This is a genomic window from Peribacillus frigoritolerans, from assembly GCF_030676415.1.
Lineage (GTDB): Bacteria > Bacillota > Bacilli > Bacillales > DSM-1321 > Peribacillus > Peribacillus frigoritolerans_A.
Genome location: NZ_JAUUTW010000004.1, coordinates 124,661 through 148,905 on the forward strand (window position 1 = coordinate 124,661; position 24,245 = coordinate 148,905).

Consider the following 24,245-nt stretch of genomic DNA (forward strand, 5'->3'; position numbering starts at 1 on the left):
TTACAAATGAAACCCCAGATAATCTGTAATCGATTTTTCCCAGATTCTCTCTCAGGATGTCAAGATATTGACCGGCTGCCTCTTCAAGGATCGCAACCATGCCCATTGATGAACGTCACTTTTATGATCCGGTTTTGACCCCTGCATGTCGATGACCGTCTCTTTAAGGCGTTCCAGTTCTAAATAAAAAAGGACTCGGCAGTAATCCGGGTCTATTTTGCCATCTTTTGTTTTCCTTCCGCTCCATTGTAACGTTAGATCCGTTTGAGTAGAACCCAGATTGATTGGAAGTGTAAGGAGTAAATTCTGAATCGGCCCGTTTTCCTGTGAAAGGATCTGTTGCGCAGTTATCCGATTCAGGACTTGTTCTGCCATCTCCTTGATAGATGCCGGAATTTGCTCATTCAGCAATTTAAGCAGCAGCGGTTTAAGTGTCTCTAAATCCTTCGGGAAATCCGCCATATCATCTCCAGAAAGATTAATGAGTGCATATTCCAGCTGAAGACCGAGGATTTTGGTCATTTCTTTCAGTTGGTGTGCAACAGAAGGTCCATTGGTGAAATCGATTTTTTGAACTCAGCTTCCAATACATGTGAAAGGACCAGCTTCTCATTAATCCTAGCGTATTGGGCCTCAGGAAGCTTATTAAGCGACTGAAACAGTAATTCAGACGCCTTACCCTTCGACTCAGCTACTTGCTCTTTGTCCTTATTCAAGTAGCCTATAAGGTCATTCATTTCTATTTTTCGCCTACTGCCTTTTTGGCTATCGCTTCGGTAAAAGCATTCTGGAGTAAATGAAAGGCAAGAGGGGGAAGTTTTTCTGCAGAAATGTTTTTTCTCTGCATCGAGTGGATATCAATTGGCAGTTTTTCCTCCTCATGATCATGACTATTCAATATGCGATTAATAGCAATTTCGTTCTCTTCAACTTTTGCAAATGCTCCTCTTTTTGCCTCGGAAAGCAACTGCAATCCTTGCTGTCATTTATCAATCGCTGAATTCTCAGGAATACCTGACCTAGCCACAGCTCCATCAATTAAATTTTCCAGAAAGACAGATTCCGTATTTCCCTTCGGAACGAAACCTGTCTTTTGAAGCAGGGAGAATGCACCAGATTTTCATTTCTGGCGTTGAATCGGAATTCAACCAAGTGGTCACTAGGTTTTGCAAACCGATTTGTTGAAGCTGGTTCTGTTTAGCAACATGTAAAGAGTCCAATACCTCCATTAGCTTGGCGGCAGTCCTCGTTACTGCCCCACCATCCTGCAGCTGCTGCTTGAGGCCACTGAGGAGTTTGTGGAAAGGTTCACCTTTGGACTGTGTAAATAATGCATCAAATACATCTTTTACAAAAGGCAGTTGCTAAATCAACATTGTTTTTATTCAGGCAGACCAACTTCTGCAGCATCAGCAGTTTTTAACCATTGCAAAGCGGACTGAAAAGTTTCCTTGGTTATCGGGAGGCGATTTATCAGGAGATATTCGGCAAGCTTCGTTGCGGCCGGTTCGGGTATTATGCCGAGATGGGCGATCAATTGTGCAACTGTTCCCTTTAAGCCGGATGCGTTCAAATCGGGGGAATCTAAAACTTTTAACACGACCTTCCCCTCAATTGGGTGCTGGCACTTGAAACCAATACTTTTCTCCTGTCCGAAGCGGGATATCGAGAGTGGCAATCATTTTTTGATGGCTAATCTGCACCTCGGCCGTTTGGTTAGGAAAAACCTTATTCACCTTCCCGAAAAGGATTTGCCCGTTTTTCAAACTCGCAGTCCTTTTATCTCAATGGGTGAAGATACGGGGTGACCGCTTGTTATGGATTGCCCCACTCATCCCCCCTTAATCCTTCGTTCGTGCAGCGATTTCCTTAACTGGTGCAAAACTTCTTCTATGCCAAGGTGTAAGCCCGTGCGTGTCGAGCGCTTCTAAATGTTGGCTTGTCCCGTAACCCATGTGCTTTTCAAAACCATATTCCGGATATTTTTCACCGTATTCCTTCATCATCCTATCACGAGTCACTTTCGCTATAATGGAGGCTGCAGAGATGCTAATGCTTCTTGCGTCCCCCTTTATGAGCGAAAGCTGCGGAATCGGCACATCCAGTTCCATCGCATCGATCAACAGATGATCAGGAAGTTCTGACAGATCGTTCACTGCGGCCACCATCGCCTTTTTCGTAGCTTGATATATATTGATTTCATCAATTATTTCGCTATGTACAACACCTACACCTATGGATATTGCTTCCTTAAAAATCATCTCATAAAACAGTTCCCTCTTTGACTCTGGAATCTTTTTAGAATCATTAAGCCCTGGCAAATAAAAAGATTCAGGCAAGATGACTGCACTCGTCACAACTGGTCCTGCCAGCGGTCCTCTTCCCACTTCATCGATACCAGCCAGAATGGAAAACCCCTGTTTTCGCAATTGCCTTTCAAACTCTGTCATTTCCGTGAAAGCATCCCTTACCTGTTGTTCTTTTTCATAAGTTCTTTGCCATTTGTTTACTAAGTCGGTTACTCCCTTTCGTCCGTCCTCCCGGCATTCTTGTAAAAATATATCTTCGGGCTCTTTTATTGTCTTTAACTTTGAGGAGATTTCCTTAATGCTCATTGCAGTTATCATCTTTTATCACCCATCATATTAATTATCGGCAGTCTTTCTTTCTTTCTACTGTTCAGACAAAAATACGGAGCGGAAAAGAGACATCAAAAAGAAAAAGCCTTTTCGACATCCAACTCCAGCTCCGTATTACAACAATCAGATCAATGTTAATCTTATTCCGGGATATCATCCTCTTCATAATCCAAAGGGACCTCAAACGTAAGCGGGCCCATCTTTTCTGAACGGATTTCACGTACGACCAACTCTGCGGTTTTGTCATAATCGATGAAGCCCCCAGATGCTAAACAGCCCCTGAACTTTCCGACCGCATCGAACAATTCGAGCGTTTCCTGCGGAATTACATCCAGGTTATAACGGGATTTCAATCTATCCGGATATTCTTTTTCCAAAAAGCGAAGGCCGTATAATGAGACTTCGTGCAAGTTTAGAATCGTATCCTTGATCGCACCTGTCAATGCAAGCTTCAAACCTACTTCTTGATCCTCGAATTTAGGCCAGAGAATCCCCGGCGTGTCGAGCAATTCCAATTCCTTACCAACTTTTATCCATTGCTGCGCTTTCGTGACGCCAGGTGTATTCCCTGTTTTGGCAATGTTCTTTTTGGCAAGTCGATTGATTAAAGTCGATTTCCCCACGTTCGGAATGCCGACTATCATGGCACGGATCGCTCTCGGCTTTATTCCTCTTGATTCCATCCGCTCATACTTCTCTTTTAAAAGTTTTTTGGAAGCAGCTGTAATCTGGTTTAAACCGTTTCCTGCCTGTGAGTTAATGGCAATCGCCGTTTTCCCCTGCGATTTATAATGTTCAAGCCACATATTCGTTTTTACCGGATCGGCCATATCAGCTTTATTCAAAAGGATAACCCTCGGTTTATGCTGAATGATTTCATCGATCATCGGATTTCGTGAAGATGCCGGAATCCGGGCATCCACAAGTTCAAAGATGATGTCGATCAGTTTTAATTTCTCTGTTACTTCCCGTCTTGCTTTGGCCATATGGCCAGGGAACCACTGTATTGTCAATGGAATCCACCTTCCTACTATTCCGCCAATCGAAAGTCTTCAATCGGCCAATAAACTAATTTAGTTTTTCCTAACACTTTCTCGTAAGGAACGACACCTACGCCAATATGGCGGCTATCCTTACTAAAACGGCGATTATCCCCTAGGACAAATAGGTGGTCTTCAGGCACCGTTCCTCGTTCTATGACATCACTTAATGTAAAAGGTTCCGTCAAAGCCCCGCCATCAATCAATTGTTCTTTATATTCATCCAAGTATGGCTCATCATAAGCTTTTCCATTCACGTAAAGAGTATCATCTCTATATTCCACTTTTTCCCCTGGCAATCCGATGACCCGCTTTATGTAATCTTTTCCTTCTGGAGCTTCGAAAACGATAATGTCGAATCTTTTCGGTTCGCCAATCGAATAGGAGATTTTATTAACGATCATGCGGTCCGTATCCTTTAATGTCGGCATCATGGAATTGCCGTCCACAACAATAGGAGCCAGGAGGAAATAACGAATCAGCGTCGCCGCTATAACCGCGATTATGACCGCCTTTGTCCATTCCCACAATTCATTTTTCTTTTTCGCCATCCTTACCCACCCTTTTTGAAGCATATCAACAATTATTTTAACATGTTGCCGACGCTATAGCGAGCAGGATTCTATATAGTTTTCACCGTATGTGTATTCACCGTTTCTTAAAGTGCAAAAAGGGAGCTTGATAAACAAGCTCCCTTTTTTTGCATGATACTGTTTGGTTATTCACCTTATGTGGATCATGGTAAACCCGCATGAAGATATTCGAAGAATTAACGACGAATTTCTTTAATACGTGCTTTTTTACCACGAAGTTCGCGTAGGTAATAAAGTTTCGCACGACGTACTTTACCGTGACGGATAACTTCTAGTTTCGCAATTTTTGGTGTGTGAACAGGGAAAGCACGTTCTACTCCAACGCCGTAAGAGATCTTACGTACTGTGAAAGTTTCACTAACTCCGCCGCCACGACGTTTGATTACAACGCCTTCAAACAACTGGATACGTTCGCGAGTTCCTTCAATAACCTTTACGTGTACACGTACTGTGTCACCAGGTCTGAATGATGGAAGATCTGAGCGAAGTTGTTCTTTTGTGATTTCGTTAATAAGATTTTGCATCGATTTCAACTCCTCCTGGACGCTCTTGCAAATACTTATTGTTTGCAGCGGAACATCGTTATAAGACTGAGCATTTTGCCCAAGTCACAAGGTATATCCTATCATATTATAAACGTCGATGCAATAGACATCAGTCTTCTTTTTTAATCTCGGACAATAATTTTTTTTCAACTTCCGATAGTTCATAACTATCGAGCAAATCCGGACGTCGATTCCAAGTTCTGCGCAGAGATTCCTTTATCCGCCATTCATCGATTTTTTTATGATTCCCGGATATTAGCGGATCGGGAACTTTCATCCCCCGGAAATCTGCAGGTCTAGTATAATGGGGATGCTCTAACAAACCAGAAGAAAAGGAATCAAGAATCGGGGAGTCAACATTTCCCAGAACGCCAGGCAGCAAGCGAACAACGCTGTCAATAATGACCATTGCGCCCAATTCCCCGCCTGTAAGCACAAAGTCACCAATGGATATTTCATCAGTTACGACATGCTCCCGGATGCGCTCATCATACCCTTCATAATGCCCGCAAATGAAAATGAGATGTTCCTCTTCAGCAAACTCTTCGGCTTTTTTCTGCGTGTAACGCTCTCCCTGGGGACAAAGCAGGACTACCCTTGGGGTTAGCCCACCTTGCCCTTTAAGAGCTTCCACAGCATCAAAGATCGGTTGTGCCTTCAATACCATTCCGGCACCGCCGCCATACGGATAATCGTCTACCGTCGAATGCTTATTATCTGCATAATCTCGAAAATTGGTCACCTTATAGCTGACAGCCTGCTTTTCCGCAGCCTTTTTTAAAATTGACGAACCAAATACCCCTTCGAACATTTCTGGAAAAAGCGAAAGCACATCGATTTTCATCAGTCTAAAAGTCCTTCCATCGGTGTAATGATGACCTTTTTAGCGGAAATATCCACTTCTTTTACAATTTGTTCAATATACGGAATCAGGATGTCCTTACTGCCAGCTTTCTTAATGACCCAAACATCATTGGCACCAGGCGTAAGAACCTCAATGATTTCCCCAACTTCCATGCCTTCATCCGTAAATACCGAACAGCCGATGATTTCATGGAAGTAGAACTCACCTTCGTCCAATTCATCAAGCTGTGCTTCCTTGACTTTCAGGACCCCATTTCTAAAAGCCTCGACCTGTCCGACGTTATAATAGTTCTCGAACGTCAATAGGTTAAAGTTTTTATGGGTGCGATGCGACCTGATGATAAGCGGCAAAGGTTTTTTCTCCGTGTCCCTAAACAAATACAGAGTATTTCCCACTTTATATCGTTTTTCCGGAAAGTCTGTTGAAGAAATAACACGGACTTCTCCTAAAAGACCATGTGTGTTGACAATTTTACCTACATTAAACCATTTTTCCATTCTTTCACCTCTAACGAATTTCCGAGACGATTCCATCTTTAATGACAATGGTCTTCGTTGCCATAATTTCGTCCCAATCTGCCCCAATTTCCACATCAATGATACTTTGAACTTCCCGTTCCTTCAATTCACTACCTGCGGGTAGGATCTCCAACTGCTCCATTTGAAATTCAAGCAGTTTAATTTTTTCTTGCCTCTGGTTTATTTCTTTTTCGAAATGAGCACGGAGACTAGCAGGTTGGAGAGTTCTTGTTTTTTCAAGTTTTTTCAGTTCAAAGCGAAGCTGTTCACTCTCTTTTTGAAGCTGAAGGCGTTTTGACTTGTATTTCTCGAGGAGCTGATTCTTGCTGGATTCCGTTAATACTTGGTTAACGATTACATTTTGGAGAATTTTCATTCCAGCACCTCCTATTATCTATGATTTCTTATTTCCTTCAAAAAATATGTATGATGGGGTAATCTTTTTGAAATGGGGGTCATTCTCTTAAGTATAACGTAAATCGGTAAAAGATGCGTCTTAAAAAGGCGTAAAGTTTAAAGTCCAGGTCTATTCAATTAGGATCCAAGTCGGAATTTCACTTTCTTGAAGTACAAAAAAAGGAGGGCTATTAAACCCTCCTTATTCGGAAATCTCCAAATAGATTTTCTTCTGCTGTGAAGATCCTGCTGCATATACCACAGTCCGAATCGCCTTAGCAACACGCCCTTGTTTACCGATCACCTTGCCCATGTCCTCTTTATGAACGGAGAGGATATAAACAATCCGGTCGGATTCTTCCTTGGAGGTCACGATGACCTCTTCCGGATAATCCACAAGTGCTGAAACAATCGTTTCAATCAGAGCTTTCATCAACTACCGTCGATTACTTGCTGTTTTTTGCAACATGGAATTTTTCCATGATGCCTTGTGTAGAGAATAAGTTACGAACTGTATCAGATGGTTTAGCTCCATCTTGTAACCATTTAAGAGCAAGCTCTTCGTTGATTTCAACTTTAGCTGGTTGAGTCACCGGGTTATAAGTTCCTACCACTTCAATGTAACGTCCGTCACGTGGTGAACGAGAATCTGCAACTACAATACGATAGAAAGGAGATTTTTTAGCTCCCATACGTTTTAAGCGAATTTTTACTGCCATTTTAAATAAGCACCTCCGAATAGTTTCACACAAGATAGTATAATATCAAATGTCTTGTATGTTTGTAAAGGTTTTTTTCTTAACAGGTAAAAAAAGTGTTGAAATACATGGCTTCGACCCGTATTTCGCCTCAGTTTTGACCTAAAATAAACCTTACATGAACGGGAATTTGAATCCCTTTTTCTTTCCTTTTTGCATGTTCGTAACCTGTTTCATCATCTTTTTCATTTCTTCGAATTGCTTCAGTAGACGGTTCACTTCTTGAATCGATCTGCCGCTTCCTTTGGCAATCCGTTTCTTGCGGGATGCATTCATGGTTTCTGGATGTTCCTTTTCATGCGTTGTCATTGAACGGATGATAGCTTCAACATGACCGATCTGTTTCTCATCGATCTGAAGGTTGTCCATCCCTTTCATTTTATTCGCACCGGGAATCATTTTCAGAATATCATCAAGCGGTCCCATATTCCGCACCTGACCAAGCTGCTCAAGGAAATCATCAAAGGTAAAAGTGGCTGTACGCATCTTTTTCTCTAATTCTTTCGCTTTTTCCTCATCTACATTGGCCTGTGCTTTTTCGATAAGGGTCAATACATCACCCATGCCGAGAATCCTTGACGCCATCCGTTCTGGATGGAACGCTTCAAGTGCATCCAATTTTTCTCCCATACCGACGAATTTAATCGGCGTATCGGTGACTGAACGAATTGAAAGTGCCGCACCACCACGTGTATCCCCATCAAGTTTCGTTAATACGACTCCTGTCAGGCCTAGCTGTTCATTGAAGCTTTGGGCTACATTGACCGCATCCTGACCTGTCATCGCATCGACAACCAGGAAGATTTCATCAGGTTTTGCCAACTCTTTGATATCCTTCAGTTCGCCCATCAAGTTTTCATCAACATGAAGGCGGCCTGCGGTATCAATCAACACATAATCATGATGTTCTTCCTTAGCTTTTTCAATTGCCTGTTTGGCAATTTCAACAGGACTGACCTGGTCCCCAAGGGAGAAAACAGGCATGCTTAATTGTTTGCCAAGTGTTTCAAGCTGCTTAATCGCCGCCGGACGGTAAATATCAGCCGCAACGAGCAATGGCTTGCGGTTGTATTTTTTTCTAAGAAGATTGGCAAGCTTTCCGGTGGTCGTCGTTTTACCAGCACCCTGAAGCCCTACCATCATAATGACAGTCGGTGGTTTCGAGGCAACGGCAATCTTGCTCTGTTCGCCGCCCATCAGCTCTGTCAATTCTTCCTTAACTACTTTAATTACCTGTTGACCGGGGGTTAAGCTTTTCAGCACTTCCTGACCTACCGAACGTTCACTGACACGTTTTACAAAATCCTTCACGACTTTAAAGTTAACATCCGCTTCAAGCAGGGCCAATCGAACTTCACGCATCATTTCTTTAACGTCCGCTTCGTTGACCTTCCCTTTTCCCCGGATCTTTTGCATCGTGCTCTGCAGTCGGTCGGCCAATCCTTCAAATGCCATATTGCCGCCTCCTAATCCAACTTCTCAAGCGTTGTGATTGCGTCTAGCAGCTTCTCTTTTGAAAAGGAATCCTTTTCTATGAGTCCCTTCATATTCGCAATCCACTGGTTACGCTCTTGAAATTTTTGAAATAACAATAGCTTTGCTTCGTATTCCTCAAGCATCGCTTCTGTTCTTTTTATATTATCATAGACTGCCTGCCTACTGACTTCGTATTCATCGGCAATCTCGCCAAGAGAGTAATCATCCAGATAGTAGAGGGACATGTAGCTCTGCTGCTTCTCTGTTAACAACGATTGGTAAAAGTCATACAAATAATTAATCCGCGTTGTCTTTTCAAGCATCTTAGCAAGCCTCCCTGCTGTTAAGTGAAAACCCTTTACAAGTTTATATTGTAAAGCCTTGTTTATTTGATGTCAAGTCAAACTCCTTACCACTTGTTTGCAAAGCATCATTTTTTTCTTTTTCTCGCTTTTTTTTAGACCTTTCTGCAATTGTTCCTCCAAATAGCCACTGTGAATCCTGTATTAAGAATGGGTCATTAACGCAAGGACAAAAAACCAGAAGAGAATAATCTCTTCCGGCTTCAATTTTTCTTAAACCTCTTCTTTATCGATGATATCAGCAAAAAGGCCATAAACATATTTCTCGGCATCGAATTCCTGTAGATCGTCCATTTTTTCACCTAGCCCGACAAATTTAACGGGAATGGCCAATTCATTGCGAATCGCCAAAACAATTCCACCTTTTGCGGTGCCATCAAGCTTTGTTAAAACAATACCGGAAACATTGGTCGCTTCCTTGAATGTCTTGGCCTGAATAAGGGCATTTTGTCCAGTTGTTGCATCAAGGGCAAGCAACACCTCGTGTGGTGCACCTGGTACTTCACGTTCAATTACACGTTTCACCTTTTCCAATTCCTTCATTAAATTCACTTTATTCTGTAAGCGGCCGGCAGTGTCACAGATCAGGATATCCGCTTTTCGTGCCTTGGCGGCCTGAATGGCGTCGAACATGACCGCTGCAGGATCAGAGCCTTCACCCTGTTTGATTACACTGACACCGACACGCTCTCCCCAAACCTCAAGCTGTTCGATCGCACCGGCACGGAAGGTATCTCCGGCAGCCAATACGACAGATTTACCTTCCGTTTTGAATTTATGGGCAAGTTTACCGATGGTCGTCGTTTTACCTACCCCATTAACCCCTACAAACAAAATGACCGTCAAACCTTCTTCTTGTAAATTCAGGCTTGAAGTCGCTTCATCATCACCTTGGTAGATTTCAACAAGCTTTTCGGAAATAACGGACTGCACTTCCCTCGTATCAGAGATATTGCGAAGCTTGACTTCCATTTTTAATTGATCAATCAGTTCCATCACAGTATCAAAGCCTACATCAGCCTGTATCAGGATTTCTTCAAGTTCTTCAAAAAAGTCCTCATCCACTTTCCGATAACGGGCAACAAGTTCATTAACCCTTCCAGTAAAGGAATTCCTCGTCTTTGTCAACCCTTGCTTGAATTTTTCCCCTATGGATACTTCTGCTTCAACTGATTTTTCTTTTTCTTCCTGGGTCGTAAATTTCTCTTTTAGCTTTTTGAAAAAACTCATTGTCCCACTTCCTCTAATTCATGAATTTTAAACTTCAATAAAGTTTTCTGATTCTTCCATCCGGACGGAAACAAGTTTGGAGACGCCTGACTCCTGCATCGTAATCCCATATAGGACATCTGCCTCTTCCATCGTGCCTTTGCGGTGAGTAATCACGATGAACTGCGTTTCCCTGCTGAACTTCCTTAAAAATTGACTGAACCGGACGACATTCGCCTCATCAAGCGCTGCCTCGACTTCATCAAGGATACAGAAAGGCACCGGACGCACTTTTAGAATGGAGAATAAAAGGGCTATGGCTGTCAATGCGCGTTCTCCCCCGGATAAGAGGCTCAAATTTTGCAGTTTTTTCCCAGGAGGCTGTGCAATGATATCTACCCCTGTATTTAGTAAATCATCCGGATTTGTCAGTTTCAGCTCCGCTCTGCCTCCGCCAAATAAAGCTTTGAAGACTTGTTCGAATTCTTCACGGATCGAATAGAAGGTATCCGCAAAGCGCCGCTTCATTTCATCATCCATTTCATCGATGACTTGGAATAATGTATCTTTCGCCTGTTGCAGGTCTTCCTTTTGACTAAGAAGGAATTCATAGCGTTCAGCTACACGTGCGTATTCATCAATTGCACCTAGATTCACCGTCCCCAATTCCTCGATTGCAAGCTTGATTAGCTTCACCCTTTTTTGAGCTTCTTCTGCAGGCAACATCAATGGATACTGTTCTTTAGCACCTTCAAAGGAAAGGGTATATTCTTCTCTCAAGTGGTCTAGGCGATTTTCCAGTTCGACATCCAGACGAGTTAATTTCACTTCTTCATCCTTTATCACTTCGACAATGCCTCTATAAAGTCGATTTTCTTCTTTCAAGGACAGTTCTAGCGTTTCAACTTGCGTTAGAAGCTCGTTTTTTTCCCGTTTTTTTATGGTGATTCCTTCAATGGCTCCATTTTTATCGAGCAATTTCTGCTGAGCCATATCTTCCAGGGACTCTTCCCCGCTTGAACTGTCTGTCATTTCATTGGTCAGAAGTCCTAAATCTTCTTTGTTTTCGGCAAGCCTGCTTGTTTCCTTTGAAAGATCCGATTCAATGCGTTCCATCTTCTCTTTTTGGTTTTGCAGCTGCCCACGCTTAGAGGCCAGCATTACCCTCAGTTCATTCGTTTCTTCAGCAAGGCTCTCTTTTGAGGATTGTTGAGATTGCTTTTGTTCGGTCATTTCGGAAATCAACCTGTCCAGCCCTTCAATTTCCTTTTTACATGATTCCAAAAGTTCTTCCAGCTCTTCAAGTCTTGCTGTTTTTTGCTGTTGTTCTTCTAAATATGAATTTTTATCCAAATCATAAAGATGCAGCCGCTCATTCACATTTCTTTCCTGCAGCTCAACTTCACGGATTTCGCCCTTAAGAGTTTGTTCTTGTAACCGGAGTCTCTCTCCTGTTTTTCTGGTTTGTTCAAGCGTTTGCTCTTGAACGCCCACATCCACTTTGAGCTGTTTGACTTGCTTTTCTAGCTGATTCGTTTTAGCTTCCATGGCAGCAAGTTTGTGATTGAGCTCTTCCAATTCCGTTTTCCTTGAAAGCAGGGAGGTCGTTTTTTGCTTTAAGGCTCCACCAGTCATTGAACCACCCGGATTGACGATATCCCCTTCAAGTGTTACGAAGCGGAAACGGTGCTGCATCATTTTCGCCAGGTCATTTGCACCTTTTAAATCTGTGGTGATCATCACGGTTCCTAATAGGTTTTCAGCAATCGCTGCATGCCTATCATCATATTGTATCAATGAGGAACCCGTCCCTACAAAAGCTGAATGACTCTTCAGCACCGATAATTGGCTAGATGATACCTCTCTTGCCTTTATGACTGATAAAGGCAAGAACGTCGCACGCCCATACCTATTTTTCTTCAAGAAGGAAATGGCTTCCCGTGCATGCTCTTCGCGTTCCACGACAACATGCTGCATCGCTCCGCCCAGAGCCGTTTCGATGGCCGTTTCATATTCCTTTGGAACCTTTATCAATTCCGCAACTGCCCCTTCAATGCCTCGAAGGGTTTCTTTCGCTTTCAAAACCTCTTTTACACCCTGAAAAAAGCCTGCATAATCATCTTCCATTTCTTCAAGCAGTTCCTTACGTGATTTTGCCTGTTGAAGGAATTGATAGGCCTTGTAAAGGGTGGTTTCTTGTTTTTGATACGTATCTTTTGCCGCATTCAATTTATTCTGCTGATTTCGGAAATAAGTGACATGCTCTTCAAGCTGCTTGGTCACATTGTCCATCAGCTGAGAATATTCCATTTTTTTAGCAGTGATACCCATTCTTTCGGTTAAGAACTTTTCATTTTCCAAATCAAGTTTAGCATTTTTATGTTCCTGCTGTGTTAGCTGCTGGAGCAGGTATTGTTTTTCGTTTTTAGCCGATGCCTGCTTGTTCAACCACTCGATATAGTCACTCTTTTTCGCTTCGATCATCGCTTCGATATCACTATTGAATAGGCCTAGGCTTTTTTGTTTTTCATGTAATGTTTCTTGAATCCCTTTCACTTCCAGGTTCAGTGCATTCAGGATTTCCGTTTCTCTTTCCTTTTGCAAAGACAAACGCTCGACAGCAGCCTCACCTTCCACAATCGCTTTTTCTAGCTGTGACTTGTTTTGGGCAGCATTTTTTTTCCGTTCTTTCAAAACTTCTTTACGTCCTTCAAGCTTTTCAAGTTCTTCGCTGGCATTCAGGAGAATTTCCTGAAGTCCATTGATCGATGACTCAAGCGTCGCAAGACTATCCCTTAGCTTTTTGAGATGCGCTTCCCTGTCATGAAGCTGTCCAGCCATTTGCTGTTCCATTTCATTATGTTTTTCAAGTTCATGTGACAGTTTTTCCCACTTTTCATAAAGCTCTTCTATTTCAAAAACGGTTAAAGCCACTTCAATTTGCTCAAGCTCTTCTTTCTTAGCCAAAAATTCCTTGGCAAGGGAAGACTGAATTTTTAACGGCTCCACCTGTCCTTCCAATTCATGGAGGATATCATGGACACGATTTAAATTATCCTGTGTTTCCGTCAGCTTCGATTCCGCTTTTCGTTTTCTTGTTTTATACTTCAGGACACCGGCTGCCTCTTCAAAGATCACTCGTCTTTCTTCAGCCTTACTGCTTAGGATTTCTTCCACTTTCCCTTGGCTGATGATGGAAAATGCTTCTCGCCCAAGACCAGAATCCATGAAAAGGTCTATGATGTCTTTCAGACGGCAACCTTGATTATTAATGAAAAATTCACTTTCTCCCGATCGATATACTCGTCTTGTCACACTGACTTCATGAAAGTCAATCGGCAGGGAATTGGTCTCGTTATCAAGGGTCAATGATACTTCCGCAAAATTCAACGCTTTCCTCGTGTCACTTCCCGAAAAGATGATATCTTCCATTTTTGCTCCGCGCAGCGATTTCGCAGACTGCTCTCCAAGTACCCATCGGACTGCATCGGTCACATTACTTTTACCGCTTCCGTTTGGTCCAACCACTGCCGTGACACCAGGTACAAAATCAATCGAAATTTTCTCTGCGAAAGATTTAAATCCTACAACGTCCAAACGTTTGAGGAACATGACCTTTCCCCCTCTACTGTTCAACTATCTTGTTGATTTTTTTCTTTTAAAACGATCAATGCATGCTCGGCAGCATGCTGCTCCGCTTCTTTTTTGGACTTTCCTATTCCAGAGCCCAGCTCTTCCCCATTCAGGGAGACGGTCGAAACAAACTCCCGATTATGAGCCGGTCCTTTTTCCTGCAAGATCTTATATTGCAGGACACCGATAGCATCCCGCTGGATAAGCTCCTGAAGCTGGCTCTTATAATCCATCACATGAGAAAAAGCACCCTCGTCTATCTTCGGAAACACGACATTCGTCAAAAACTGCACAACTGGCTCTAATCCTTGATCAAGGTACAAAGCACCAATATAGGCTTCGAATACATCCGCAAGCATGGCAGGGCGTTCTCTTCCGCCTGTCATTTCTTCCCCTTTTCCGAGTAATACATATTCCCCGTAAGAAAGGCTATTTGCAAAAGCAACAAGTGAAGGCTCACACACAATGGCTGCCCTTAGTTTGGTAAGTTCACCTTCGCTCATCATCGGATATTTTTGATATAAGTATTTAGAGATGGTCAGTTCAAGTACAGCGTCCCCCAAGAATTCAAGCCTTTCATTATCTTCATAAGGCTTACGGCGATGCTCATTCACATAAGATGAATGTGTAAAAGCTTGTTTCAATAAATTTTCATCTTTAAAATGAAAACCAAGATTTTCTTGCAACTGTTTAAATTTATTATCCTTGATTGATGGTTTACGATTATTTCCGTTCCTACGCATCACACAAAACCCTCCACAACGGTTCAAAAAGCATATTTTTCCAATATAAAAAAGAAACCTGGCAGGAATTCCTGTCAAGCTTTCCTATGTACCATCATACATTATTATCCGCTTAAAGAAAACTAGTGGCAAAAGACCACTGCCATACAGGCGGCGCTTACCGTGTACATGCTCATTCCCTTATCTGCCGCTGCATCAAACTTCTTTAACCAATAAGAGAAAGCCCCGTTAAAAAACGGAGCTTTTAGTCAAATGACAATTCATTACATAGTGCTTTGTATGTAATTCACAGCATCACCTACTGTGGCGATTTTTTCAGCGTCATCGTCCGAAATTTCCATATCAAACTCGTCTTCGAATTCCATGACTAGTTCAACTACATCAAGGGAATCGGCACCAAGATCTTCTTTGAAAGAAGCTTCAAGTTTTACCTCTGATTCTTCTACGTTCAAACGATCTACAACGATTTTAGTTACTCTTTCTAATACATCTGCCAATGTGTTCACCTCCCCTCAAAACATTATAAATTAATTTCGAAAAAAATCAAAGAAAACTTACATGACCATGCCGCCATCTACATGAAGAGTTTGCCCAGTCATATATTTGCTGGCCTCGGAAGCGAGGAAAGACGCCACTGCAGCAATATCTTTAGGGTCACCGAACCGTGCAAGCGGAATTTGGTCCAGCATGGCTTTTTGGACGTCTTCAGGCAATTCACCAGTCATATCCGTTGAGATGAAACCTGGGGCAATCGCATTGACCGTAATGCCTCTTGAAGCAAGTTCCTTTGCCGTGGTTTTAGTCAGGCCGATCACACCAGCTTTAGCCGCTACATAATTAGCCTGCCCTGCATTTCCGCTGACGCCGACGATCGATGCCATATTGATGATCCTGCCGCTACGCTGCTTCATCATTTGCCTTGTAACCGCTTTGGTGCATAGGAACACCCCTTTAAGATTCGTATTGATCACAGAATCCCATTCATCTTCTTTCATACGCATCAATAGGTTATCACGTGTGATGCCTGCATTATTAACCAGGATATCCACTCTGCCAAACTGTTCGACGACCTCTTTGATCATGCTTGTCACCGATTCACTATTTGCAACATCGCATTGGATGGCGAATGCTTTACGGCCCAATGCCTTGATTTCATCAACCACTTCATTTGCTTTAGCTTCACTGCCGGAATAGTTGATGGCAACGTCTGCTCCCTGACGGGCAAGTTCTAATGCAACTTCCCTGCCTATACCTCGTGATGCTCCCGTTACAAGTGCTTTTTTTCCTTCGAGGATCATGCTTGTACCCCCTTCAATGTTTCAATTGTTTTAGTTAGAGTATCTATATCGGATACCGAGTGAATTTGAACGGAACGATCAATTTTCTTTATCAATCCGCCCAATACTTTCCCTGGGCCCACCTCGATGAACGTATCCACGCCCAATTCAAGTAGACTTTTCACACTGTCCTCCCATAGGACCGGTGAATACAGCTGTTCGATTAATTTTTCTTTTATTTCAGCAGGTGCTGTAATGGGCTTAGCCGTTACGTTTGAAATAACAGGAATTTCTGCCTGTTTAAAGCTAACTTCATCGAGGACACCCTGTAACTTTTCTGCTGCCGGTTTCATCAATTCCGAATGGAACGGTCCACTCACATCAAGAGGAAGAGCCCGTTTAGCCCCATTTTCCTTGGCTTTTGCACTTGCAAGTTTAACCCCTTCCGAGGTGCCTGAAATGACGATTTGCCCTGGACAATTAATATTGGCCAATTGAACGGATTCCCCTGTGGCCGTAATTTCAGCAGTGACTTCAGATAGAGCTTCCCGGTCCATTCCCAATATCGCAGCCATTGAGCCTTGACCATTCGGTACCGCAGCTTCCATGAATTCACCACGCTTACGCACTGTATATACGGCATCCTCAAAAGAAATTGCACCAGATGCCACTAATGCCGTATATTCACCTAAACTGTGCCCAGCTGTATAATCGGGTTTGATCCCCGCTTCTTCCAACTCCTTGACAAAAGCATAACTCGTGGTCAATAAAGCAGGCTGTGCATTATAAGTCACCGTTAATTCTTGTTGTGTGCCATTAAAGATCAATTCGGAAAGTGGAAAATCAAGTTTTTCATCAGCTGTTCGAAAAATTCGCTGAGCACGCTCGTTTTCCTGAAATAAGCCATGCCCCATTCCTATTGATTGTGAACCTTGTCCTGGAAAGACAAAAGCAATTTTACCCATTTGTTACTCCCCTGCCTCTATGATTTATTATTGTTTTTCTATCGTCTCCGCAATTGTCGATATGACGTCATTTCCAACCATATCGCGGGTCTGGCGTATTGCATTATAGACCGCATTCGCATCTGAAGAACCATGAGCCTTAATGACAGGGGCCTTCAAACCGAATAGGCCGGCACCGCCATACTCCGAGTAATCCATTTTACTTTTTATGCCTTTTAGTTCAGGCTTTACCATTGCTGCAGCCAATTTACTCTTGAGATTGCTCATCAAGGCCGTTTTCACCATTTTGAATACACCCATAGCAGTACCTTCAAGCGTCTTTAACACCATATTACCCGTGAAGCCATCCGTTACGACAACATCTGCCGGCCCGCTTAGGAGGTCCCTTGCCTCTACATTACCTATAAAGGATATCTCAGATGATTGCTGCAGTAATGTAAAGGCATGTTTTGTCAGTTCATTCCCTTTTTTCTCTTCTGTGCCAATATTAAGTAATCCGACACGGGGCTTTTCGATTCCCCGCACTTTTTGGGCATAAACAGACCCCATTATGGCGAATTGAAGGAGATGCTCCGGTTTCGCATCGGAGTTCGCGCCTACATCCAGTAGTACAAAACCTTTACCATCGATTGTTGGAAGGGTGGGAGCCAATGCCGGACGTTCAATGCCTTCTATCCTACCTACCACAAACAGGCCTGCAGCCATTAGCGCTCCGGTATTTCCTGAAGAAATGCATGCATCGGCTTCTCCATCAGCCACCTGCTGTGCAGCCAATACCATCGAGGCGCTTTTCTTGCGGCGAACCGCACGAACAGGTTCATCGGTACTTAATATTTTTTCATCAGTATGTATAACCTTTATTCGGCCATGTTTCGCTAAGTATTGGTTAATCTCGGATTCATTGCCAATCAAGGTGATTTCCACATCGGAAAAAGTCTCGACAGCTTTGATCGCTCCCAAAACCTGTGCCTTGGGAGCATTATCGCCACCCATTGCATCTATCGTTATCTTCATTTTCTTTCATCCTTTACTAGCAAGTTAAGAGCGATACATTTCGAACTCACCTTTAAAAACCAGTTCATTACCTACGTAGCTTCTAACCTCCACCACGGAACGATCGTTGGTGTGGTCCACGTTTTTAACCCTCGCTTTAGCTACCACTCTTTCATTTTCCTTTACAGAACGAGTAAATAAAATGGATGCTTTCGCAGTTAATGCCAATTCATCATTTATGACTGCTACAGCCAATGAATTTGCTTGGGCAAAAAGGTGATGTCCCCTTGCAATTCCATTCCGTTTAAAGACATGTTCTTTATTTATATCCAAAATCGAAATTGCATTATCATCTAAATTAAGATCAATTACTTCCCCGATGATTTCATCCAAAGGCAATGCCCTGATTTCGTCACTGAATTTTTTCTCGGCCACGTTTTTAATACGTTCACGCAGTTCAGGTATCGATAATTCAAGACGGTCAAGCCTAATGGTCTGGACACTCACCGAATATTTTTCAGCCAGCTCCTCATCCGTTACAAAAGGATTCTGTTTAATCGTTTCGATTAATAATTGCTGGCGTTCCTTCTTATTTCTTCGCATTTGAAGGTCACCATCCGTAGTATTATGACTAGGTACTAATAGTAGTATATATATTTTAAAAACAGATTGCAAGATATTGCGTAAAATCTCACAATCTGCTATTGGTTTTTTATTCAGTTCAGTCCAGCTTTTCTCCAGTAAATACTCCCGTTCCCTCTAAATAGTTCCGTAACGGTGCATACTCCGGGGAATGCCAAAAGCTTTGGGAGGCAATCAATTTTGCAGCATCTGTCCTTGCCACTTCCAGGGTCCTGTAATCATGGACCATGTCGGCTACCTTGAACTCGGGAAGGCCGCTCTGTTTTTTACCGAAGAAGTCCCCGGGGCCACGAAGTTCCAAATCTTTTTCAGAAAGGGCAAAACCATCGTTTGTCTCGGTCATGATTTTCATCCGTTCTTTGCCGACTTCCGTTTTCGGATCAGCCAGCAGGATGCAAAAGGACTGATCACTCCCCCGTCCAACCCTTCCGCGTAGCTGATGCAACTGTGAAAGCCCAAAGCGCTCCGCATCATAAATAACCATCACCGTTGCATTTGGAACATTCACCCCAACCTCGACAACCGTCGTGGAAACAAGGATTTGTGCTTCATTGGCACTAAACTGCTGCATCACTTCTTCTTTTTCATCCGCGGGCAGCCGTCCATGCATAAGACCCACTTTGTACCTGTTCGCAAAGTATTGTGTCAGCATTGCATGAACATCAAGAACATTCTGTAAAGAATCGAGTTTCTCCGACTCCTCAATCAATGGACAGATGACGTAAGCCTGTCTCCCTTTCTTTAGTTCCTTTTCGACAAAGGTTAAGATCCGATCAAGCATTTGGTGTTTCGCCCAATAGGTTTCTATCGCTTTACGCCCGGCAGGCATTTCATCGATAGTTGAGACGTCCATTTCCCCAAACACTGTAATTGCGAGCGTTCGCGGAATCGGTGTAGCCGTCATGAAAAGCACATCTGGATTTGTACCTTTTTCACGAAGGATGCGGCGCTGCTCCACTCCGAAACGATGTTGTTCATCCGTTATGACAAGACCTAGGTTCCTAAAATTCACTTCATCCTGTATCAATGCATGGGTTCCTATCAAAAGATCTAGCTCCCCGGATTCCAGCATTTGCAATAGTTCCTTGCGCTTTTTGCCTTTTACCGAACTTGTCAACAATGCGACCTTTACACCACTCGGTTCCAACATCGCCTTCAGGGATTGTGTATGCTGCTCAGCCAAGATTTCCGTCGGGACCATAAGTGCACCTTGGAAACCTGCTGTAATCGTCGCCTTCAGGCATATGGCGGCAACCACCGTTTTTCCAGATCCGACATCCCCTTGAAGTAGACGATTCATCCTGTAGGGAGATTTCATGTCATTCATTATTTCCTCGACTACCCTATTCTGAGCGTTCGTCAAAGGAAAAGGGAGAGTTCCAACAAAGGCTTCCAGCTGCTCCATGTCAAACTCCTGTCCTATTCCTTTTGACTGCTCTCGCTGCACTTTACGAAGTGCCTGCATTTTAAGTTGAAACAATAAAAATTCTTCATACACAAAACGGCGTCGAGCCTTTTTCACCTCATTGGCCGATTGAGGGAAATGCATGGTACGAAGTGCATCGTTACGCGGCATCAGTTTGTATGCCGCCAATAATTGCGGGGGCAGATTTTCTTCTATCATTGTCCCATATTCAGAAAATGCATTGGAGATAAAGCGGCGGAGCCCTTTGACAGTAATGCTGCCCTTCACTGAGTACACCGGTTCGAACTCTTTCTCCCGGCTACGATCACCAACGTGGCATTCCGAGCCTGTAATGGTTTGGCGATGACGATCCCACTTTCCTGTTACCGTTACGGTTTCGCCTATCGTAAGCTTGGGCTTCAGATATGGCTGGTTAAAAAAAATGACATTTATTAAATATCTCCCAGTCAATACTTTAATCGTAAGCCTGGATTTTTTCTTTCCGAAGTACCCTAATGTGGGCACCGTATGAACCTTGCCTTCTATGGTAACCCGCTCATCATGCTCGACCGTTTCTAAATCCCTCAATCGGTAATCTTCATAGCGATATGGGAGGTGCTCAAGGAGATCCGCGACGGTATGGATCTCCATTTCCCCCAAAGTTGCTGCCGTTTCGGCCCCAATGCCTTTTACTGCTGTTATGGGTTCCCGTAAAGTCGAGTTCACTTCTTATTCAGCGGTAAGCCAAAGATTTTCGCTTCCAACTCCCGCCCAGTCGGTGTAGCCGCTAAACCTCCTTGTGCAGTTTCCCTAAGAGCCGATGGCATCGTTTGCCCGATTTTGTACATCGCATCAATCACTTCATCACACGGTATGCGGCTTGTAATCCCCGCTAACGCCATATCTGCGGCAACCATAGCATTGGCTGCACCCATGGCATTACGCTTCACACAAGGCACCTCCACAAGCCCAGCAACAGGGTCACACACAAGACCAAGCATGTTCTTTAATGTGATTGCCATCGCTTCTGCACTTTGTGCCGGTGTCCCTCCTGCCATTTCAACGATGGCTGCCGCTGCCATACCCGAAGCGGAACCGACCTCCGCCTGACAGCCCCCTGCGGCTCCAGAGATCGAAGCATTATTCGCTACTACAAAACCAAACGCCCCTGCTGTAAATAGGAACTCAATTTTCTGTTCGCGATTCGGTTTTAACTTATTTTGCAAAGCAAAAAGGGTTCCAGGCACAACACCAGCTGATCCGGCAGTCGGTGTCGCACAAATCGTTCCCATGGCTGCATTCACTTCGTTTGTTGCAACGGCTTTGCTTACCGCATCCAACAGCAGTTCACCGGATAAGGAATTACCGGATTCAATGTAATTCTGAAGAAGGACTGCATCCCCTCCCGTCAGGCCGGAAACGGACCGTACACCTTGAAGTCCTTTTTCAACTGCCTGTTCCATTACATCCAGGTTGACTCCCATCTGGCGGATGATTTCTTCACGGCTTTTTCCCGTTACTTCCATTTCCTGCTCTATCATCAGCGCTGAAATTTTTTTCTGCTTTGATTCAGCTAATTCTACTAATTCCGCTACATTTCGAAACATGATTTCTTCTCCTTCCTAAGTGGAAACGATTGCCTTATCAATCCACAATCCTTGCTACTTGAGTGATGTTGGGTAGTGCTGTAATTTCAGCGATGACATCATCCTCCAGGTTATGGTCCACTTCAATCGTCATCAAGGCCATCTTCCCTTTCTCTTTTCGGGAGACTTCCATCTGGCCAATATTGATTTGATGCTTGGCTAATATGTTTGAAACATTGGCAATGGCACCAAATCGATCATCATGAACGACGAGTATGGCAGGGTTGTGCCCGGAGAGCCTCAATTTAAACCCGTTCAGTTCGACGATTTCGATTTTCCCCCCGCCAATCGATATTCCGACAAGTTCCAGTTCACCATCATCATCACCTACTGTTATTTTTGCTGTATTGGGATGTTCAGGTACTGCTTCTTCTTCTCGAAAAGTGATTTTCATTTTCTTTTTGCGGGCTATTTCCAGCGATTCTTTGATTCTCTCATCAAATGTATCAAAATCAAGTAAGCCTCCTACAATGGCTACATCCGTTCCATGGCCTTTATAGGTTTTAGCAAACGATCCGTAAAAAGAAATATGGGCCCATTTTGGTTCCCGGTCGAATAAATTCCTGGCAACCCTACCGATCCTTGCAGCTCCTGCTGTATGGGAACTAGAGGGGCCGATCATAACAGGACCAATTATATCGAATACACTTCTAAATTTCATGATTTGCTCCTCCTTCTATACACTGGGAGTTAGTTTAATAATAAAGCCTGATATATTGTAATTACAATTACGCTGTCCGTAATCCTTCTTTTCAAAAAAATAAAACTGCATAGCCTAATGACATATGCAGTTTATTGCCTTTTATTTTTTTCGGGATCCTCCAAACATTGTGATGAATAAGTCTCCCTTATCTGGTTCTCTACTTATTCAATTGAAAAAATAAAAGAATATAAAGGTTGTTTCCCATTATGGACTTCAACTTCAACATCTTCGAAATTCTCATTACAAAACGCAACAAGACTTTCGACATCTTCAGCAGTGGTATCTTCTCCATATAAAATGGTAAGGATTTCTGAATCTTCGTCAATCATATTGGAGAGAAGATCTTTTGCCGCTTGAGTCATGTCTTTATCCTTCACTTTGATGGTGCCTTCAGCAATTCCCATGAAGTCCCCGGTCTCGATTGCAAGACCATCAATGTTGGTATCCCGGACAGCATAAGTAATCTGGCCCGTTTTCACATGCGAAAGGGCTTCGTTCATCGCTTTTTTATTCTCTTCGGCATCAAGTGAAGGGTTGAAAGCCAACAATGCAGCCATTCCTTGTGGTACTGTTTTCGTTGGAATTACAGTCACATGATCCCCAAGTACATCCGCAGCCTGATTGGCCGCCATGATGATATTTTTATTGTTAGGCAAGATGATCACATGATCTGCATATGCCTCTTCGACAGCTTTAACGATATCTTCCGTGCTAGGATTCATCGTTTGTCCGCCTTCGATGACGGACTTAGCGCCGATGCTTTTGAATAATTCGCTGATGCCAGCGCCCATCGCCACTGACACTACAGCGTACTTCTCTTTGGTGGACGGTTTAGTTTGAAGGGGTGTATTCGTCTCACCTACAATCGCAGTATGCTGTTCACGCATATTGTCAATTTTCATTTTTATTAAACTACCATATTGCTGTCCATAATTCAGGCACATGCCAGGCTGTTCAGAGTGAATATGTACTTTGACAACTTCATCATCTGAGATGACTAATAAAGAATCTCCGTATTCACTTAAATCATTTCTGAATTTTTCTTCATCAAATGATTTATTGGCAAGTTTTTCACTTTCCAAGCGGACCATGAATTCCGTGCAGTAGCCATATACGATATCTTCCGTGTTCATATGCCCTTGTACATTCATGTGATGTTCGGCACTGATCATGTCATCCATGCTTGGGCCATTTGCAGATCGGACTGGAAGGGCTTCACCTTTCAGCTCAGCAAGGAAACCTTCATAAACAAACACCAACCCTTGCCCGCCGCTATCAACGACTCCCACTTCTTTTAAGACTGGAAGAAGATCCGGTGTGCGTTTTAATGAAGCATTGGCCTCCGTAACGATTTCTTCCATTACCTGAATAAGGTCTATATGCTTTGCTGCTGATGAAACCGCTTGCTTGGCTGCATCTTTTGCAACCGTTAAAATGGTTCCTTCAACAGGTTTCATAACAGCTTTATAAGCTGTCTGTACCCCTGCTTCAAAAGCTTGGGCAAATTCTTCACTATTGATTTCCGATTTATGTTCAATCGCTTTAGCAAAACCGCGGAACAGTTGCGAAAGGATAACTCCCGAATTGCCACGTGCGCCCATCAGCAGTCCTCTTGAAAGGGACGTGCCCACTTTCCCGATGTGTTCCTGGACGTTATTTTGCACTTCCTTCGCTCCCGAAGTCATCGATAAATTCATATTCGTTCCTGTATCTCCATCTGGAACAGGGAAAACATTCAACGCATCAACCATTTGGGCATTAGCCGCTAAATGGTTGGCACCTTGAATGATCATTTCTGCAAAGCGCTTTCCGTTTAAACTTGTAATTGACACAAAAC

General features: G+C 43.3%; 28 protein-coding genes. All 28 read right to left on the reverse strand.

Annotated features, from left to right (window positions below):
- Positions 1-51 precede the first annotated feature (51 nt).
- A complete protein-coding gene (locus tag Q8G36_RS05865; RefSeq protein ID WP_305159386.1) occupies positions 52-522 on the reverse strand; it encodes a hypothetical protein in 471 nt (156 codons plus the stop codon).
- 5 nt (positions 523-527) lie between these two features.
- Positions 528-737: a hypothetical protein gene (locus Q8G36_RS05870; protein WP_305159385.1), complete on the reverse strand. Its 210-nt coding sequence runs from the start codon at positions 735-737 to the stop codon at positions 528-530.
- Positions 738-739: 2 nt separating this feature from the next.
- Positions 740-967, reverse strand: a complete 228-nt coding sequence (locus Q8G36_RS05875) for a hypothetical protein (protein WP_305159384.1) — start codon at positions 965-967, stop codon at positions 740-742.
- Positions 968-1,381: 414 nt separating this feature from the next.
- Positions 1,382-1,600: a hypothetical protein gene (locus tag Q8G36_RS05880; protein WP_305159383.1), complete on the reverse strand. Its 219-nt coding sequence runs from the start codon at positions 1,598-1,600 to the stop codon at positions 1,382-1,384.
- A gap of 10 nt (positions 1,601-1,610) precedes the next feature.
- Complete coding sequence (locus Q8G36_RS05885) at positions 1,611-1,766, reverse strand: hypothetical protein (RefSeq protein ID WP_305159382.1); 156 nt, start codon at positions 1,764-1,766, stop codon at positions 1,611-1,613.
- A gap of 75 nt (positions 1,767-1,841) precedes the next feature.
- A complete protein-coding gene (locus Q8G36_RS05890; RefSeq protein WP_370694019.1) occupies positions 1,842-2,624 on the reverse strand; it encodes a ribonuclease HII in 783 nt (260 codons plus the stop codon).
- Positions 2,625-2,779: 155 nt separating this feature from the next.
- A complete protein-coding gene (ylqF, locus tag Q8G36_RS05895; RefSeq protein WP_305159381.1) occupies positions 2,780-3,652 on the reverse strand; it encodes a ribosome biogenesis GTPase YlqF in 873 nt (290 codons plus the stop codon).
- 17 nt (positions 3,653-3,669) lie between these two features.
- Positions 3,670-4,230 (reverse strand): signal peptidase I, encoded by a 561-nt coding sequence (gene lepB, locus Q8G36_RS05900; RefSeq protein ID WP_305159380.1) that lies wholly within the window; start codon positions 4,228-4,230, stop codon positions 3,670-3,672.
- A 218-nt stretch (positions 4,231-4,448) separates the two neighbouring features.
- Positions 4,449-4,796, reverse strand: a complete 348-nt coding sequence (rplS, locus tag Q8G36_RS05905) for a 50S ribosomal protein L19 (protein ID WP_034313702.1) — start codon at positions 4,794-4,796, stop codon at positions 4,449-4,451.
- Positions 4,797-4,926: 130 nt separating this feature from the next.
- Positions 4,927-5,661: a tRNA (guanosine(37)-N1)-methyltransferase TrmD gene (gene trmD / locus Q8G36_RS05910; protein WP_305159379.1), complete on the reverse strand. Its 735-nt coding sequence runs from the start codon at positions 5,659-5,661 to the stop codon at positions 4,927-4,929.
- Complete coding sequence (gene rimM / locus Q8G36_RS05915) at positions 5,661-6,179, reverse strand: ribosome maturation factor RimM (RefSeq protein ID WP_305159378.1); 519 nt, start codon at positions 6,177-6,179, stop codon at positions 5,661-5,663. Before rimM ends, trmD begins: the two co-directional genes overlap by 1 nt.
- Before the next feature lie 10 nt (positions 6,180-6,189).
- The gene (locus Q8G36_RS05920; protein WP_034313711.1) at positions 6,190-6,576 is read right to left on the reverse strand and encodes a YlqD family protein; all 387 of its coding nucleotides are present in this window, start codon (positions 6,574-6,576) and stop codon (positions 6,190-6,192) included.
- 222 nt (positions 6,577-6,798) lie between these two features.
- Positions 6,799-7,029: a KH domain-containing protein gene (locus tag Q8G36_RS05925; protein WP_048684915.1), complete on the reverse strand. Its 231-nt coding sequence runs from the start codon at positions 7,027-7,029 to the stop codon at positions 6,799-6,801.
- 13 nt (positions 7,030-7,042) lie between these two features.
- On the reverse strand, positions 7,043-7,315 hold the full coding sequence (gene rpsP / locus Q8G36_RS05930; RefSeq protein ID WP_034313715.1) for a 30S ribosomal protein S16: 273 nt from the start codon (positions 7,313-7,315) through the stop codon (positions 7,043-7,045).
- A 153-nt stretch (positions 7,316-7,468) separates the two neighbouring features.
- On the reverse strand, positions 7,469-8,809 hold the full coding sequence (gene ffh, locus Q8G36_RS05935) for a signal recognition particle protein (protein WP_305159377.1): 1,341 nt from the start codon (positions 8,807-8,809) through the stop codon (positions 7,469-7,471).
- Positions 8,810-8,820: 11 nt separating this feature from the next.
- The gene (locus Q8G36_RS05940; protein WP_061462382.1) at positions 8,821-9,153 is read right to left on the reverse strand and encodes a putative DNA-binding protein; all 333 of its coding nucleotides are present in this window, start codon (positions 9,151-9,153) and stop codon (positions 8,821-8,823) included.
- Positions 9,154-9,405: 252 nt separating this feature from the next.
- Positions 9,406-10,422 (reverse strand): signal recognition particle-docking protein FtsY, encoded by a 1,017-nt coding sequence (gene ftsY, locus Q8G36_RS05945; protein ID WP_305159376.1) that lies wholly within the window; start codon positions 10,420-10,422, stop codon positions 9,406-9,408.
- 27 nt (positions 10,423-10,449) lie between these two features.
- Positions 10,450-14,013 (reverse strand): chromosome segregation protein SMC, encoded by a 3,564-nt coding sequence (gene smc / locus Q8G36_RS05950; RefSeq protein WP_305159375.1) that lies wholly within the window; start codon positions 14,011-14,013, stop codon positions 10,450-10,452.
- A gap of 20 nt (positions 14,014-14,033) precedes the next feature.
- Positions 14,034-14,777, reverse strand: coding sequence for a ribonuclease III (gene rnc / locus Q8G36_RS05955; protein ID WP_137018983.1), 744 nt, complete (start codon positions 14,775-14,777; stop codon positions 14,034-14,036).
- Between the two features lie 263 nt (positions 14,778-15,040).
- Positions 15,041-15,274, reverse strand: a complete 234-nt coding sequence (locus tag Q8G36_RS05960) for an acyl carrier protein (RefSeq protein ID WP_034313729.1) — start codon at positions 15,272-15,274, stop codon at positions 15,041-15,043.
- Between the two features lie 57 nt (positions 15,275-15,331).
- Positions 15,332-16,075: a 3-oxoacyl-[acyl-carrier-protein] reductase gene (gene fabG / locus Q8G36_RS05965; RefSeq protein WP_063231889.1), complete on the reverse strand. Its 744-nt coding sequence runs from the start codon at positions 16,073-16,075 to the stop codon at positions 15,332-15,334.
- Entirely contained in the window at positions 16,072-17,019 is a 948-nt protein-coding gene (gene fabD, locus Q8G36_RS05970; RefSeq protein ID WP_305159374.1) for an ACP S-malonyltransferase, read from the reverse strand. Before fabD ends, fabG begins: the two co-directional genes overlap by 4 nt.
- 27 nt (positions 17,020-17,046) lie before the next feature.
- Positions 17,047-18,033: a phosphate acyltransferase PlsX gene (gene plsX, locus Q8G36_RS05975; RefSeq protein ID WP_305159373.1), complete on the reverse strand. Its 987-nt coding sequence runs from the start codon at positions 18,031-18,033 to the stop codon at positions 17,047-17,049.
- 24 nt (positions 18,034-18,057) lie between these two features.
- On the reverse strand, positions 18,058-18,615 hold the full coding sequence (gene fapR / locus Q8G36_RS05980) for a transcription factor FapR (protein ID WP_305159372.1): 558 nt from the start codon (positions 18,613-18,615) through the stop codon (positions 18,058-18,060).
- Positions 18,616-18,733: 118 nt separating this feature from the next.
- A complete protein-coding gene (recG, locus tag Q8G36_RS05985; protein ID WP_305159370.1) occupies positions 18,734-20,785 on the reverse strand; it encodes an ATP-dependent DNA helicase RecG in 2,052 nt (683 codons plus the stop codon).
- A complete protein-coding gene (gene sdaAA, locus Q8G36_RS05990; RefSeq protein WP_305159369.1) occupies positions 20,782-21,666 on the reverse strand; it encodes an L-serine ammonia-lyase, iron-sulfur-dependent, subunit alpha in 885 nt (294 codons plus the stop codon). The genes recG and sdaAA overlap by 4 nt, the downstream gene beginning before the upstream one ends.
- 37 nt (positions 21,667-21,703) lie before the next feature.
- Positions 21,704-22,366, reverse strand: a complete 663-nt coding sequence (sdaAB, locus tag Q8G36_RS05995; protein WP_305159368.1) for an L-serine ammonia-lyase, iron-sulfur-dependent subunit beta — start codon at positions 22,364-22,366, stop codon at positions 21,704-21,706.
- Positions 22,367-22,569: 203 nt separating this feature from the next.
- Positions 22,570-24,240 carry a DAK2 domain-containing protein gene (locus tag Q8G36_RS06000; protein WP_305159367.1) on the reverse strand — a complete coding sequence of 557 codons (1,671 nt, stop codon included), beginning with the start codon at positions 24,238-24,240 and terminating at the stop codon, positions 22,570-22,572.
- Positions 24,241-24,245: the final 5 nt, after the last annotated feature.